This window comes from Luteibacter sp. 9133 (assembly GCF_000800155.1).
Classification (GTDB): domain Bacteria; phylum Pseudomonadota; class Gammaproteobacteria; order Xanthomonadales; family Rhodanobacteraceae; genus Luteibacter; species Luteibacter mycovicinus.
This window is the reverse complement of record NZ_JUHO01000001.1, coordinates 2,735,080-2,748,551: the sequence shown is the minus strand read 5'-3', so window position 1 is coordinate 2,748,551 and position 13,472 is coordinate 2,735,080. Positions and strand designations below refer to the sequence as shown.

At 64.8% G+C, this 13,472-nt stretch carries 14 protein-coding genes; 7 read left to right on the top strand and 7 right to left on the bottom strand.

Annotated elements, in window-relative coordinates; translation table 11 throughout:
* Positions 1-28 precede the first annotated feature (28 nt).
* Positions 29-700 carry a hypothetical protein gene (locus FA87_RS11835; RefSeq protein WP_052191328.1) on the bottom strand — a complete coding sequence of 224 codons (672 nt, stop codon included), beginning with the start codon at positions 698-700 and terminating at the stop codon, positions 29-31.
* 191 nt (positions 701-891) lie between these two features.
* On the opposite strand from FA87_RS11835, the gene FA87_RS11830 reads away from it, so the two are divergent.
* From FA87_RS11830 to FA87_RS11820, 3 genes are all read left to right on the top strand, one after another.
* A complete protein-coding gene (locus FA87_RS11830) occupies positions 892-1,140 on the top strand; it encodes a hypothetical protein (RefSeq protein ID WP_139382678.1) in 249 nt (82 codons plus the stop codon).
* A gap of 73 nt (positions 1,141-1,213) precedes the next feature.
* Entirely contained in the window at positions 1,214-1,393 is a 180-nt protein-coding gene (locus FA87_RS11825; protein WP_036112099.1) for a DUF3606 domain-containing protein, read from the top strand.
* On the top strand, positions 1,390-1,605 hold the full coding sequence (locus FA87_RS11820) for a hypothetical protein (protein WP_036112102.1): 216 nt from the start codon (positions 1,390-1,392) through the stop codon (positions 1,603-1,605). The genes FA87_RS11825 and FA87_RS11820 overlap by 4 nt, the downstream gene beginning before the upstream one ends.
* A 128-nt stretch (positions 1,606-1,733) precedes the next feature.
* Here FA87_RS11820 and FA87_RS11815 read toward each other — a convergent pair whose 3' ends face one another.
* On the bottom strand, positions 1,734-2,609 hold the full coding sequence (locus FA87_RS11815; RefSeq protein ID WP_156108702.1) for a hypothetical protein: 876 nt from the start codon (positions 2,607-2,609) through the stop codon (positions 1,734-1,736).
* A gap of 291 nt (positions 2,610-2,900) precedes the next feature.
* Here FA87_RS11815 and FA87_RS19960 point away from each other — a divergent pair, with 291 nt between their 5' ends.
* Positions 2,901-3,884: an alpha/beta hydrolase gene (locus tag FA87_RS19960; RefSeq protein ID WP_197056478.1), complete on the top strand. Its 984-nt coding sequence runs from the start codon at positions 2,901-2,903 to the stop codon at positions 3,882-3,884.
* Between the two features lie 20 nt (positions 3,885-3,904).
* Here the strand turns inward: FA87_RS19960 and FA87_RS11805 are convergent, their stop codons facing one another.
* Positions 3,905-4,147 carry a hypothetical protein gene (locus FA87_RS11805; RefSeq protein WP_036112106.1) on the bottom strand — a complete coding sequence of 81 codons (243 nt, stop codon included), beginning with the start codon at positions 4,145-4,147 and terminating at the stop codon, positions 3,905-3,907.
* A gap of 158 nt (positions 4,148-4,305) precedes the next feature.
* On the opposite strand from FA87_RS11805, the gene FA87_RS11800 reads away from it, so the two are divergent.
* On the top strand, positions 4,306-5,013 hold the full coding sequence (locus FA87_RS11800) for a class I SAM-dependent methyltransferase (protein ID WP_052191327.1): 708 nt from the start codon (positions 4,306-4,308) through the stop codon (positions 5,011-5,013).
* On the opposite strand, the gene FA87_RS11795 is transcribed toward FA87_RS11800, so the two are convergent.
* Genes FA87_RS11795 through FA87_RS11785 form a run of 3 tightly spaced genes read right to left on the bottom strand, consistent with a single transcriptional unit; the run spans position 4,998 to position 8,892 of the window.
* A complete protein-coding gene (locus FA87_RS11795) occupies positions 4,998-6,512 on the bottom strand; it encodes a porin (protein ID WP_043694749.1) in 1,515 nt (504 codons plus the stop codon). The two genes, FA87_RS11800 and FA87_RS11795, sit on opposite strands and share 16 nt — an antisense overlap.
* Before the next feature lie 26 nt (positions 6,513-6,538).
* Positions 6,539-7,567 carry an alpha/beta hydrolase gene (locus tag FA87_RS11790; protein ID WP_043694746.1) on the bottom strand — a complete coding sequence of 343 codons (1,029 nt, stop codon included), beginning with the start codon at positions 7,565-7,567 and terminating at the stop codon, positions 6,539-6,541.
* Positions 7,564-8,892, bottom strand: coding sequence for a dicarboxylate/amino acid:cation symporter (locus tag FA87_RS11785; RefSeq protein WP_036112112.1), 1,329 nt, complete (start codon positions 8,890-8,892; stop codon positions 7,564-7,566). Before FA87_RS11785 ends, FA87_RS11790 begins: the two co-directional genes overlap by 4 nt.
* A 115-nt stretch (positions 8,893-9,007) precedes the next feature.
* On the opposite strand from FA87_RS11785, the gene FA87_RS11780 reads away from it, so the two are divergent.
* Complete coding sequence (locus tag FA87_RS11780) at positions 9,008-11,641, top strand: PAS-domain containing protein (RefSeq protein ID WP_043694743.1); 2,634 nt, start codon at positions 9,008-9,010, stop codon at positions 11,639-11,641.
* A 9-nt stretch (positions 11,642-11,650) separates the two neighbouring features.
* Here the strand turns inward: FA87_RS11780 and FA87_RS11775 are convergent, their stop codons facing one another.
* On the bottom strand, positions 11,651-12,304 hold the full coding sequence (locus FA87_RS11775; protein WP_043694740.1) for a response regulator transcription factor: 654 nt from the start codon (positions 12,302-12,304) through the stop codon (positions 11,651-11,653).
* Positions 12,305-12,406: 102 nt separating this feature from the next.
* Here FA87_RS11775 and FA87_RS11770 point away from each other — a divergent pair, with 102 nt between their 5' ends.
* The gene (locus tag FA87_RS11770; protein ID WP_079521009.1) at positions 12,407-13,423 is read left to right on the top strand and encodes a YihY/virulence factor BrkB family protein; all 1,017 of its coding nucleotides are present in this window, start codon (positions 12,407-12,409) and stop codon (positions 13,421-13,423) included.
* Positions 13,424-13,472 lie beyond the last annotated feature (49 nt).

The following is a 13,472-nucleotide window of genomic DNA, read 5'->3' as shown; positions in this document are numbered from 1 at the left end:
GGTCATTTTGGCAGGAACGGAGGTGGCGTCAAGCCCAGAGCCGGGCAGACCGCCGAGCTTCGCTGCCGGGCGGGTGGCGAAGATTCTCAGCGACAGGCGAAACGAAGGATGGGAGGTCGCCCGCGTCCACGGTGATATTTACCGACGACCCCTGGCCGAGCGCGACAACGTCGATGCCCGATGTTTCGAGCGGGGCGAGTACCCGCTCCATGGCTTTTCGCACGCCGACATCTCTCAACAGATCCACGGTCGCGCCCTCGGTGTCGTAGAAATCGTTCCCGACATAGATGCGAGCCCGCGGGCGGTCCCGGCCCGCAGGATCGGTCAGTTCAACTCGAGTGATTGGCCTGGCTCGCAGCCATTTCAGCAATGGAATGAGCCCCGTCTTTCCGAGCACGCCCAGTGCGCCAAGAATCGCCGAAGCATTCGCGATGGCGGTTGCCTCGGAGCCCGCGAAGATGTCGCGAACCGACTGCAGCCACTTGACGCCTGTTACGAAGTCGACGTTGAAGCTGCCCGTCTTGAACGAACCTTTGACGTTGACGTTCACCTTGGCCTTGTCGCCATAGAGAACCTTGGCCGAGGCATCCAGCAGGTCCGCCATGGCAAGAAGTGCCGGCGCGAGTTCGCGCGGATCCATCTCATGGTTTTCGAGAGCCGGGCCATCGTAAGTAACGCGAAACTCGGTCGTGTCGCTCATCGTACCTCCGTGTATTCCACCATCTGAAATGCCGGGGGATTGTATCTCCGCATCCGCTGGCGAGGGCGCCGGTACCGTCCTGGACGAAGCGAAAGGGGTGGAAACCTTCCGAGAGTCGTGGGTGGCACCACGCCCCTTCACACAATCGCCGTCCCAACAGAGCAGTATCACGTCTGAAGGGAGGGTCGCACATGCGAGGTATGGTTGCCTGGTACCACCACGAGCTTCGTGTCGCACTCATCGAGCGAATCGCGGGGTTTACCGTAGGTACGCTGGAAGAAGGCCTTATTTCGCCGGGCGACGTCCTGTCAGGCGACCTGCGCACGTTTGGCTGCAGCCGTCTCAACAACGAAACAACCGGAAAATCCCTGCTTTTCGACGTCGAGGCCGAAGCGCTGACGGAAGAGGAAGCGACCGATCTCCTTGCCTTCATCCGCTGAACTTTCGCGCCAGATCCACAAACGCTCGACGTTTCGTCTGCCACGTTTGGCCACCTTCAACGAGGCGCAGGCTATGAGCGACGACACCAGCAAGCGCGGCCCCGGCGATGCGCAGCGCATTAATGTCCATGAGGATTACGAGGTCGAATACTGGACCCGGATTCTCGGCGTGTCGGAAGACAAGCTTCGGGAGACAGTGAAGCGCGTCGGCATCATGACGGACGATGTCCGGAAGGCATTGGGCAAGGCATGACGGAAGAAGTGCTGATCTACATCTCGCCGCCGTCGACGGCGCGAGGCCCATGGCGTGTCCGCTCGGATCATCGTCCGGTCGACGAGGTCCGCTCCGAACGTGAAGCGATCGAGCTTGCCGGCAATTACGCGCGGATGGTCGAGCGCGCCGGTGGCACGGTAGTGGTCAAGGTCGAGCGCCAGGATGGCTGCTGGGAAACGTACAAGGCCTAGCCCTACAGCCAACCGCAAGTTGTTTTTTAGCGTTTACCCGGTTTGCCAGCGCGTTGCACTCGCACTGGAAGCGATCAGCGCAAAGGCCGGACACTCTCCTGTGTCCGGCACGTTTGCTGTGATGGCGCTTAAGGCTCGACCAGCGCCGTCGACCCATATGCCTCGCCGATAGCACGCTGAAACGCATCGATCTGACTGGACGACTCCGGCGAGAGGCGCGTCTTGTCGTTGATCGCCATCGCGCCTCTGGAGAACGCCATGCTCAGCGTGAAATTTTCTTTCTGCAGGGCTTCCTGGTCTGACGCATCTTTGGCCTTCAGATACTTCGCGTAGTTTTCGCGCAGCGGTTCCGCCAGCTTCTCCAGAGCCGGATCGTCGATCGGCGGCAGAGTCGGGGAGAGGACGGTCAGCTTGTGAACGACAGGCGACGGGTTCTTCGGACGATTCGCTTCGAAGTAGCCTTTCGCGTCCGCATTCTTTTCGAAGAATGCGATGAAGTCCTTCGCACGAAAGACCTTGTTATGCACCGTGTTATTCAGACCGTTGTCGTGCTCGGTCACACTGTCGGGAAGCTCTTCGTCCACGCCATACGTCCAGTCCTTGTCGATGAAAAGAGCGTTCGACTGCTTCATGGTGCCTTCGAACGTCACGCCGTCGAGTACGATGGTGTCGAGCTTGCCCTGGTAGCCAGGCGACTTGGTATTCACCTTCTCGAAGCTCTGGCGATAAATCACATAGTCACTCAGCGTCGGGTTGATGATGCCGCCCCGACCGCGATAGTACGAGATGAACCGGATGTCGCCGACGACGTCCCCTTTCATGGTGTGTTCTCCCGCGCTGAGCGACACGCTCTCGGCGTCATTCGCGGGGACCTCGTATGCCTTACCGTCGATGGTCAGCGATAGCGGCTTATCCGTCGGGTTGTCGATGGAGTAGCTGGCGCTGCGGTCGCCGCAACCGGCGAGAAGGGCAACGAGGAGCAACGGGATAAGTCTTTTTTTCACGGAGTTCACTATGGGGACGATCTTTCGATGGGCCGGCGAGGCTAACAAACGTCGCAGGATTTCGCGAGGTCGTCGATACGGTACCAGCAGGGTGCTTCATCCAAATTCGATACGGGGAGCGTCGTTGACCTAACGGCAGGCGACGATGCGTGGAGCTGGCCAGCGCGGCTTTGCGGTCAGTCGTGCGCGAAGCGAGGCGAGCCGTGTAACCCTCGCGCTTCGAGCATGCGACACTTGTCCCTGATCCGAGGGGGATATTCAGTGACGAAAATGCTAGCAGGGCTTCTGTGCGTGGCTGCGGCGATGGGGTGCGCAGCGTCGGGCACAGCTGCGGGGAGTGTCATCACCGACCCCGTCTACACCCATGCCGCGCGTCTTGTGGACATCGGCAGCGGCCAGAGGCTGAACCTATACTGCACCGGGCAGGGCTCGCCCACTGTGGTGATGGATGCCGGGATGGGCGACTCGACGGTGTCCTGGGCGCTGGTGCAGCCTGAGCTGTCGAAGCGCGGCCGGGTATGTTCCTTCGATCGCGCCGGCCTCGGGTTCAGCGATGCCGCGCGTCGGCCTGGCACGCCAGTGAACGCCTCGGAAGATCTGCACGCTCTGCTAAATGCCGCAGGTGAGAAACCGCCGTTCATCCTGGTGGGCCACTCGCTGGCTGGCTTGAACGTGCGTGTCTACGCGGACAAGTATCGCGACCAGGTGATCGCCTTGGTCATCGTGGAAGGCTCGCACGAGGATCAGTCAGAGGAGGGCTGGGCCATCGGTGCGCCGGATCAGAAGGCGAAATACGACGCCTATCTGAAGGACGCACACGGATGCATCGACGCCGCTCGAAAAGGTCTTAAGAAAGGAACGCCGGAGTATGCGAAGTGCGTCGGCACGACCGACGATCCACGCTTCAGCCCGGCAATCGACAACGCTCAGGCAGCGTATGGAAGCACCGAGCGCTGGCAGGCAGCGATCGCGTCGGAGCGGGAAAACGTCTACTACACCAGCGCCGACGAGACCCGGGCTACCCGGAAGGACTTCGGCGACATGCCTCTCATCGTGCTGACGCATTCGCCGTATCCGAAGCGCGATGACGAAACGCAGGAGGAACGCTATCGCCGGACCCTTTCATGGGAGGGGATGCACACGCGCGTCGCGGCGATGTCCACGCGTGGTATCAACATCATCGTCCCGGACGCCGGGCACTACATCCAGTACGACAAGCCACAAGTCGTGATCGACGCGGTCGATCAGGCACGCTGGCTCAGTCAGCGGCACTAGATCGACGAGACGGATTTCGCTCACGCCTCTAGCGGATCGTCCTCATGCAGTTCGTCCATCCAGCCTTTTCGTCGGTGCAGCACCCACTCGACATGCTGGGAGAACAGCACATCGATGGTGCCGCCCTGGTGCATCGAGGCGAGACGGTGCTCGGTGACGTTGCCGAGGTGCTCGGCCTGTTCGGCATAGCCAACGATACCCTCGCGTTCGAGCTGGGCGAGGACGGCAGTCAGATTGGTGTGGCGGGCGTGCTGGACGGGCATGGTTGGTCGGCTCAGCGTGTTTGTTAGTGAATCGGCGCGGGTCGGCCAGGCTTTAGGGTGCAATTGTGAAAGAGGTGGCGCCGACGTTCCGCTACCCTGCGCACGGATTGCGGTATCGATCCCCTCACATCGCACCCATCCGCGCCCGGAACCCGCCCATGACATTGCAAGAAGACAAGGATTACGACAGCCAGTCCGTCTATTCCCCGTTGACCCTGGCCATTTACGACACGCTCGTCCTGCGTATCTCCAACCCCGCCGTGTGGCGCTGTCCGACCTCACGGATCCTCGGGATCTACGACAGTTACGTAAGTTCTAACCATCTGGATGTAGGTGTCGGCACGGGGTGGTACCTGGATCATTGCCGCTTCCCGGCCGCGCCGCGGCTGGCGCTGATGGACCTCAACCACAATGCCCTGCGCTCGGCGGCGAAGCGGGTGGAGCGCTACGCGCCCGAGAGCCACGTGGCCGACGTGTTGCAGCCGGTGCGACCGGTCGGCGAGCCGTTCGCGTCCATCGGCCTGACCTATCTGCTGCACTGCCTGCCGGGCAACATGCCCGGGAAGGCCCGTGTTTTCGACCACATGCTGCCGTTGCTCGCTCCGGGTGGCGTGATCTTCGGTGCGACCATCCTGGCGGAAGGTGTGGTGCGTAGCGGTGCGGCCGTGCGGCTGATGGCGTTCTATAACCGCAAGGGTATCTTCGGTAACGCGACGGACAGCCTGGATGATCTGCGGGCCGAACTCACGAAGCGTTTCGACAAGGTCGACATCACCGTCGTCGGCTGCGTGGCGCTGTTCGTAGCCTCGGCGCCGCGATCTTTCCGGCCCGTCCTGCAACAGGTGCCGGCTCAGAAGACGACCTGAGCCCGCACCGCCACCGAATTACCGGCGTCAGGCCCGGTAAAACTGCCCACCTGGTTATCCGTATTCCAGTGGACATAGTTGAGCATCAGCCGCGACCAGTCGTTGAGGTACCAGTTCACGCCGAGCGTATAGCTCTTGCCGATACCGCCGCGCGGTGCGTCCGCGTAGTCGTAATGGTCGACACGCCCGGCGAGCTCGAAGGCACCCCAGCCGCCCGACGTCACCGGGTTGTTCACCTTCACCGCTTTCCAGCTGCCCGAACGGCTGGAGAACCCTGGCGCTTCGCCGGTAATCATCCAGCCGGCGGCGAAACTGGACCCGTGCCGCGTGACCGAGTCGGCGGTGCTCGAATCGATGGTTCGCTTGCCGTACTCGGTCATCAGCCAGAAGTTGCGCAGTACCCCGCCCAGTTCATAGCCCTTGCCACGATCCTGCGTGGGATTGGCGATGGAGCTGGCCGATACCGCGAGGTTGTCATTGTAGTCGAGCGCGATGGCCGGCGTGTTGTTGATGCTGGTGACGCCGTCGCTGATCTTCTCGTAGTAGTACCAGCCACCCACATGCAGGAAGCCGTTTTCGGTCTTCCACGGATTCCAGTGCGCGCGGGTGAGGTACGTGGTCGAGTCGGTGCGCGTGCCCGACGTGGAACTGTTCGGGGCGTTGCCGTTGATCGACAGGCTGTAATGCCAGTTGTTGCCGTACATCCGCATCTGTGCGCCCATGCCGAAGTAGCTGACGACGGGCTGGCCCACCGCGGTCGCGGCGTTGCGCAGCATGAAGGGCACGCGCGCTAATTCGGACGAGCCTTCGGTGCCGAGATCCTTGAGGAAGTTGCCGAGATAGAACTTCGTCGTGTTGCCGAACAGCTTCGCGGTGTACGTGAGGTAGGTCTGGCGCAGGGCGACGACGTTATCGGCGAAGTCCGCTTCGACGTGGTAACCGAGTGCGCCGACGGTGCCTTCGCCGCCGAGGCGCGCGCTGGTGATCTGCGCCCCGTTGATGTTGCGTGTGTCGTAATTCGATCCGCTGGTACGGGTGAAGTCGATCAGGAGGCGACCGTCGGGCTTGAAGGTGAAGAAGCCATCGTCGCTGCGAAACAGTGGGCCGGCTTCGCCACCGAGGCCCCAGCGCGTGCTGCCACCGGAGGATTTCGTTGCGCCACCGCGCGCCATGGCGACGGCGATCTCGCTCTCGCGCGTATCGGCGATGGCCGCGTCGACCTGCGCCTGGCGGCGGTCGTCCTCGCTGGCAACTGGCTGCGTGTTGGTGGGCGTGACGGGAGTACCGACACCGGCGGAGGCCACGGCGGGAGCATGCGTCTGGCCTTCCACCACGGCAAGGCGCTGCTTCAACGCATCGATCTGCGCGGCCTGCTGTTGGATCAGTTTCAACAACTCGGCGTTGGTCACCTTGTCGGCGGCCATCGACGGCGCGGACATGCCGCTGGCAAAGAGTACGGCGGCGATCGCCGGATAGAGGCGGGACTGGCTTGTCTTCATGGCATGCGTCTCGTCGTCGGTGGCGATCAGTTGTCGTCCGGAATCGCATCGCTGGCCGCGGGCGCGGCATTCGACGGCGATGTGGCGGGCACGGCGAACGGGGCGGTGTCGACGGCGTTGAAGAAGCCTGCGCGACGTGCCCAGGCGGCGAACAAGCGAGGCCATTGCGCCGGCGCCGAGCCGGGATCGCCGAGACCCCACCCATGACCACCCTTGTCGAACACATGCATTTCGGTGTCGACATCGTTCTTGTGCAGGGCGTCGAACATCACCAGGCTGTTACCGATGTTGGCGATCGGGTCGTCGGCGGCCTGCGCGAGAAAGGTCGGAGGCGTGTCGTGCGTCACGTGGAGCTCGACCGAATAGGCCTGCACCGCATCGGACTGCGTGGACAGTTCGCGGCTGGACCGTGTGGTATCGAAGGGCTTCTGCAACGAGATCACTGGGTAGATCAGCCCGGCGAAATCCGGTCGTGCCGACTGTTGGTCCGCCGCGTCGACGGCGGGATAGAACGCATCGGCAAAGCGCGTCTCGGCGATACCGGCAAGATTGCCACCCGCCGAGAACCCGACCACACCCACGCGCTTCGGATCGATGCCGAGCTCGCTGGCATGCGCACGCAAAACGCGGATCGCGCGCTGCGCATCCTGGAATGGCGCGACGGCCGGCCAGTGATCGGTGGGCAGGCGGTAATAAAGCACCACCGGTGTGACGCCCAGCGCCGCCAGCCATTTCGCCGTCGGGATCACCTCATGCCCGATCCCGATACGGAAATAGCCGCCGCCGCCGATGAGGATCACCGCCGCGCCATTTGGGCGGGCGGGGCGATATACCTCGATACGCGGGCGGCTGACGTTGGAGACCGCGCCGACACCGGTACCGCTCTGGCCGATACGCTCCGGCCCCTTCGGACCGCTGCCGCCGCCCGGCGGACTGCCGGGCCACAGATCGATGGAGGTAGGTTTACCGGCATCCGGCGCGGCCTGCGCGGCCACCTGGCCGGTGCACGCGAGACCGATGGCCGCGGCGAGTAGCGCGACGCGAAGCAAGCTCATGACTGTTTCCCCTGTGAAGCGACGAGCGTGGGCGCGCGGTTCTCCGCGCGAGACGACAGGGCAGCGTCCAGAGCCTTGCGATCCAGCGCGCCTTCCCAGCGTGCGACGACCACGGTAGCCACGGCGTTGCCGATGAAATTGGTGAGCGAGCGGCACTCGCTCATGAACCGATCGACGCCGAGGATCAGCGCCATGCCCGCAACCGGCAGCGAGGGCACCACGGACAGGGTCGCCGCGAGCGTGACGAATCCCGCACCGGTGACGCCCGCCGCGCCCTTCGAGCTGACCATCGCCACCAGCAACAGGGCGACCTGTTCACCGAGCGTCAGCGGTGTGTTGGTCGCCTGCGCGATGAACAACGCGGCCAGGGTCATGTAGATGTTGGTGCCATCCAGATTGAACGAGTAACCGGTGGGCACGACCAGGCCGACGACGGACTTGTCGCAACCGGCACGCTCCATCTTCTCCATCAGCGAGGGAAGTGCGGCCTCCGACGACGAGGTGCCGAGTACCAGCAACAGCTCCGCCTTGAGATAGCGCAGCAGCCGGAAAATCGAGAATCCGGCCAGCCTGGCGACCGTGCCCAGCACCACCACGATGAACAGGATCGCCGTGCCGTAGAACGTGGCGACCAGAAACAACAGGTTCGACAGCGACTCGATGCCATAGCGCCCGATGGTGAACGCGATGGCACCGAAGGCACCGATGGGTGCGGCCTTCATCAGCAGATGCACCAGCGTGAACACCGGCGCGGTCAGCGACTCGAAGAAGGAGACGACCGGCTTCGCGCGCTCGCCGGCCATCGTCAGCGAGATGCCGAACAGCACCGCGAACAGCAGCACCTGCAGGATATTGCCCGAGGTGAACGCGCCGACCACCGTGTCCGGAATGATGTCGAGCAGGAAGCCGGTCAGCGAGATATCGTGCGCCTTGGACGCATAGGTCGCGATTTCCTTCGTCGACAGGGTCGCGGGATCGATGTTCAGACCCGCACCCGGCTGCACCACGTTGGCCACGATCAGGCCGACGATCAGCGCGAGGGTCGAGAAGACCAGAAAGTAGATCATCGCCTTCAGCACGACGCGGCCGACGGCGTTGAGGTGCGGCATGCCGGCGATGCCGGTGACCACGGTGAGGAAGATCACGGGCGCGATGATCATCTTCACCAGCTTGATGAAGGCATCGCCCAGAGGCTTCAGCGACTGGCCGAACGTCGGCCAGAAGTGGCCGAGCAGGGCGCCGAGTGCGATGGCCAGCAGCACCTGGACGTAGGTCTGGCGATAGAAGGGGACAGGTACGACGGGCGAGGCGGAGCGCAGGGACATGGCACGACAACGGCAGCTGCCCTTTTGAGGGCGGGTGCCGTTTTGTACTCCCTGCGGCCGGAACGACCCATAGCACATTCCGGCTAGAGGTCCCGCGCCTGTGCGAGCATGTCGCATGCCCCGATCGCGTCTTGCCCGCCTCGTTACCCTGCTGATCCTGTTGCTGGCCATGGCCGGGAGCGTGGCGCTGGGCGGCTGGTGGGCCTGGCGGCGGGCGCTCGGCGGCATCGCCGCGCAGTCGGCTGACCGGCTCAATCTGCATGCGCTGGCGGTGCAGCGCCTGATCGATCGCTTTACCGTGCTGCCTGACGTGCTGGCGCTGGATCCCGAGCTCAGGGCCGCGTTGTCCGGTCCGACCGCATCCATCGATACGCCGGCGCTCAACCGCAAACTGGAACAGGCCAACGGCGCGGTGCATGCTTCGACGCTGACTCTGCTGGACCGTGACGGCCACGCCGTGGCCGCCAACAACTGGAACACGCCGGAAAGTAACGTCGGTCTGGATTACCGTTTCCGGCCGTACTTTCAGGACGCGATGCGTGACGGCCACTCCACGTTCTACGCGCTGGGCGTATCCACCAACGTGCCTGGCTACTTCATCACCCGCACGGTCGACGACGATACGGGCCGTCATATCGGTGTGGTCGTGGTCAAGATCACGCTGGACGATGTGCGCCAAGACTGGGCGCGCGAAGAGGACATCGTGTTGCTGGCCGACCGGCACGGCGTGGTCTTCCTGGCCAACCGTGGCCCCGAATGGATGTACCGCGCCTTGCATGCGCTCGATCCACGGGACGCCTTGTCCATCGATCGCACGCGCCAGTACGGCGGTCGCACGCTTCCCCTGATCGTACGCACCCGGGTGGGAACCGCCGGGGACGGTGCGGATCAGGTGAGGGTGTCGTCGCCCGAGCTGCCTCATGAGGTCATCTGGCGCAGCCTGCCATTACCGCAGCAGGCCTGGACACTGCACCTGCTGGCCGATGCGCGCCCGGCGACCGTGGCGGCACGTAACGCGGCGCTGATCGTACTGGCAGGCTGGCTGCCTGTGATCCTCTTCGGTCTGTTCCTGCAACAGCGGATCCGCCTTGCACGTCTGCGTCTGCGCAGCCGCGAGGAACTGGAGCGCATGGTGGCGCATCATGCCGCCGCGCTGCGGTCGGCGCAGGACAGCATCGTAGCCGCCGCGCATGAGGCGACCCAGGGGGTGCACGGCAACCTGGAGCACCTGCCGCAAGGCGTGAGCGTCGTCGATGCCTCGCTGCGTCTGGTGGCGTGGAATTCGCGTTACCAGCAGATTTTCGGTTTTCCCGACGACTACATGCGGGTGGGGCGGCCCATCGAGGACATGTTCCGCTTCAACGCACGTCGAGGCCTTCTGGGTCCGGGCGATCCCGAGGAAGCGATTCAGCGTCGTCTCGCCTACCTGCGTGCGGGTAGCCCGCACATGTATGAGCGCGAGCGTCCGGACGGCACGACGTTCGAGATTCGTGGCAACCCGCTGCCGGATGGTGGCTTCGTTACCAGTTATGCCGACATCACCGCGTACAAGGCGGCGGCGCGCGAGTTGCGCTCGCTGGCGACGAGCCTCGAGCAACGCGTCGACGAGCGCACGCGCGATCTCCACGAGGCCAAGGCGGAGGCCGAGCGCGCCAACCGATCCAAGACGCGTTTCATCGCCGCCGCCGTGCATGACCTTCTCCAGCCGTTGAATGCCGCGCGTCTTTTCATAGGTACGCTGGCGGAGGGCCGGCTCGACGCGAACGAGCGCGAGCTGGCAGAGCGTGTGCGCAGCGCCCTCGACACGCAGGACGAACTGCTTGCCAGCTTGCTGGACGTGTCCCGTCTGGAGGGCGGTGCGGTCGAGCCCCGTTTCACGGCGGTGGCCCTGGGCCCGATGCTTGCCGATCTGGCCCGCCAGTTTGCCGTGCTGGCCGATTCGCGGGGCCTGCGCCTGCGTTGGGTCGACAGTGCTTTCGTCGTGCGTGCCGATGCCTTGCTGCTTCGCCGCGTGCTACAGAACTTCCTCTCCAACGCGATCCACTACACACCGCGCGGTGGCGTGCTGATTGGTGCGCGGCGGCAGGACGATGCGGTGCGCATCGAGGTCTGGGATACGGGGCTCGGTATTCCGGAGGCGAAAACACGCGCGATCTTCGACGAGTTTCTTCGCCTCGATAACGGGATGGATCGCGATCGCCGCAGTTCGGGGCTCGGTCTCTCCATTGTCGATCGCATCGGTCGGCTGCTTGGAGCGCGTGTCGGCGTGCGCTCCCGGCTGGGGCGCGGCAGCGTGTTCTCCATCGCCGTTCCGGTGTATCGCGGCGATGCCGATGCGGTCGCGCCGGGTGCGAGTGCCGAAGACGAGTCGCCCTTTACGGGGGCGCGTGTGATGCTCGTCGATGCCGACGCCGTCACGCGACAGGCGACGGCCCGGCTGTTGTCTTCGTGGGGCTGCGATGTCGTGGCCGTCCCCGGGGCCAGCGCAGCCATGCGTTATGCCGAGACCGACGAGGCACCGTCGATCGTGTTGCTCGAGGATCCGATCGATGGCATGGCTACCGAAGAGCTTCGCGTAGCGCTCGGTTCGCGATGGGGCAGCCTGCCGCCGGTCGTGCTCATCGCGGAGGCGCCCTCGGCATCGGATGTCGAGCGCGCCGCGGCGGCCGGGCTGCGCTACCTGACCAAGCCGCTGGCGCCCGCACGTCTGCGTGCGGTGATGAGCCGGCTGCTGATGCTCGCCGGCTAGCGGGTCGCGTCAGCCGGGATGCGAGCCATCGACACCCTCGTCGATGTCGAGCGACTTCACCAGCACAGCGGCCTGCGTGCGCGAGCGGCATTCGAGCTTGGACAGCACGGCCGTGACGTGAATCTTCACGGTGTTCTCGGCGAGGCCGAGCTCTGCGGCGATCTGCTTGTTGAGCAGACCTTCGGCCATCAGCATGAGCACGCGGAACTGCGCGGGCGTGAGCCGCGCCAGCCGCGCGGCCAGTTGCGCGTCGTCGTCGCTGCGCTCGGCGCGCGCACCCACGAAAGCCGTGCCGCCCTGCATGACCTCGGCCACCGCCTCGCGCAATACCTCGGCGGGTGCGGACTTGGAGACGAATCCCGCCGCGCCGAACTGCTGGGCCCGGCGCACGTTGCGCGGGTGGTCGTTCGAGGAAACCACCAGCACGGGGACGTCGGGGTGCTCGCCGCGCAACCAGAGCAGGGAGGAGAACCCCATGGCGCCCGGCATGGTCAGGTCGAGCAGGACCAGGTCGACGGATTCCCCGGAGGCGAGCACGGTCTCCATGGCGCTGTGGCTGGCAGCTTCCAGCGCACGGCCGCCGCGGAGGGGTTCGGCCAGCGCGTGCAGCAGGGCGCCGCGGAACATCGGGTGGTCGTCGGCGATCAGCAGGGTCAGAGGCATACGCCGATTCTAGGGCCTTGCTTCCACGTTCACATCACGTGCGCTCGCCCTCCCTGAAGGTATGTCTCTGGTGGAAACGCGTAGAACGATCAGGAGAAGGGCATGACCGGCGGCGCTCTCAAACGAACCATCGTCTCGGCGGTGGACGGTTTCAGCGACGATGAGCTGATGACGCGCGCCGCGGCGCTGGCGTTCTACGCGGCGCTGTCGTTCGCGCCGCTCCTGCTCCTGCTGGTCTGGGTCATTTCGCTGCTTCACCCCGAATGGCGTGACCAGCTGACCGAGGCCCTGTCGGCGGTCGTCGGCAGCCGCGCGGCTGGCGCGATCGATTCGGTGATCAACAGCGCCAGGGCGCATCCGCGGATCGGCGACATCGCGGGCGTTATCGGCATCGGCGTGACCCTGTTCGCGGCTTCGGCGGTGTTCGCCCAGTTGCAGGGCACCCTCGATCGGGTGTGGCGGGTGAAGGCCCGGCCGGGCGAGGCCGTGGGTGCCTGGCTGCGCGCGCGCGGCCGCGCCTTCGCGCTGCTCGGCGGCATGGCCTTCATGATGATCGTTTCGTTCATCGTCAGCGCGATCATCCAGACCATGATCCGCGGTGACTCCACTGCCTGGAAGGCGGTGGAATTCGGTATCTCCGTGGTGGTTTTCGTGGTGGCCTTCGGCGCGATGTACAAGGTGCTCCCCGATGCGGTGATCGACTGGAGCGAGGCGCTGATCGGCGCGGTGCTCACCACGGTGCTGTTCATGGTTGGCAAGTACGCTATCGGCCTCTATATCCAGTATTCGGATGTCGGCGGCGCGTACGGACCGGCCGGTGCCTTCGTGGTGTTGCTCACGTGGACCTATTACTCATCGATCATCGTCCTGCTCGGCGCGGAGCTGACCCGTGGCGTTGCCGATGCCCGCGGCAAGCCGATCCGGCCCAGCACGCACGCGGTCGAGATCGAGGCGGCGCCGGCCGAGGTGCAGCACGGGCCGAAGCGGCCGGTGCGCCAGGTCCGGACGCTGAAGGTCTCCTCGCCCGCCGTCGCGGGCTCGCTTATCGCGGCCGGTGTGATCGCCGGACTCGTCTTCGCACCGGGCTCGCGTCGCAAGGCGCGCGGCCGCGGCGTATAACGGGGCATGCATCCCACGCAGCCTCGCCGCGCGTTCACCGCGCGGCGCT

What these genes read in the sequence shown, in the direction of transcription:
- FA87_RS11830 (WP_139382678.1), top strand. Translation starts at nt 892, where the DNA reads ATGCGAGGTATGGTTGCCTGGTACCACCACGAGCTTCGTGTCGCACTC.
- FA87_RS11825 (WP_036112099.1), top strand. Translation starts at nt 1,214, where the DNA reads ATGAGCGACGACACCAGCAAGCGCGGCCCCGGCGATGCGCAGCGCATT.
- FA87_RS11835 (WP_052191328.1), bottom strand. Translation starts at nt 700, where the DNA reads ATGAGCGACACGACCGAGTTTCGCGTTACTTACGATGGCCCGGCTCTC.
- FA87_RS11785 (WP_036112112.1), bottom strand. Translation starts at nt 8,892, where the DNA reads ATGTCCCTGCGCTCCGCCTCGCCCGTCGTACCTGTCCCCTTCTATCGC.
- FA87_RS11780 (WP_043694743.1), top strand. Translation starts at nt 9,008, where the DNA reads ATGCCCCGATCGCGTCTTGCCCGCCTCGTTACCCTGCTGATCCTGTTG.
- FA87_RS11775 (WP_043694740.1), bottom strand. Translation starts at nt 12,304, where the DNA reads ATGCCTCTGACCCTGCTGATCGCCGACGACCACCCGATGTTCCGCGGC.
- FA87_RS11770 (WP_079521009.1), top strand. Translation starts at nt 12,407, where the DNA reads ATGACCGGCGGCGCTCTCAAACGAACCATCGTCTCGGCGGTGGACGGT.
- FA87_RS11790 (WP_043694746.1), bottom strand. Translation starts at nt 7,567, where the DNA reads ATGAGCTTGCTTCGCGTCGCGCTACTCGCCGCGGCCATCGGTCTCGCG.
- FA87_RS11800 (WP_052191327.1), top strand. Translation starts at nt 4,306, where the DNA reads ATGACATTGCAAGAAGACAAGGATTACGACAGCCAGTCCGTCTATTCC.
- FA87_RS11805 (WP_036112106.1), bottom strand. Translation starts at nt 4,147, where the DNA reads ATGCCCGTCCAGCACGCCCGCCACACCAATCTGACTGCCGTCCTCGCC.
- FA87_RS11795 (WP_043694749.1), bottom strand. Translation starts at nt 6,512, where the DNA reads ATGAAGACAAGCCAGTCCCGCCTCTATCCGGCGATCGCCGCCGTACTC.
- FA87_RS11820 (WP_036112102.1), top strand. Translation starts at nt 1,390, where the DNA reads ATGACGGAAGAAGTGCTGATCTACATCTCGCCGCCGTCGACGGCGCGA.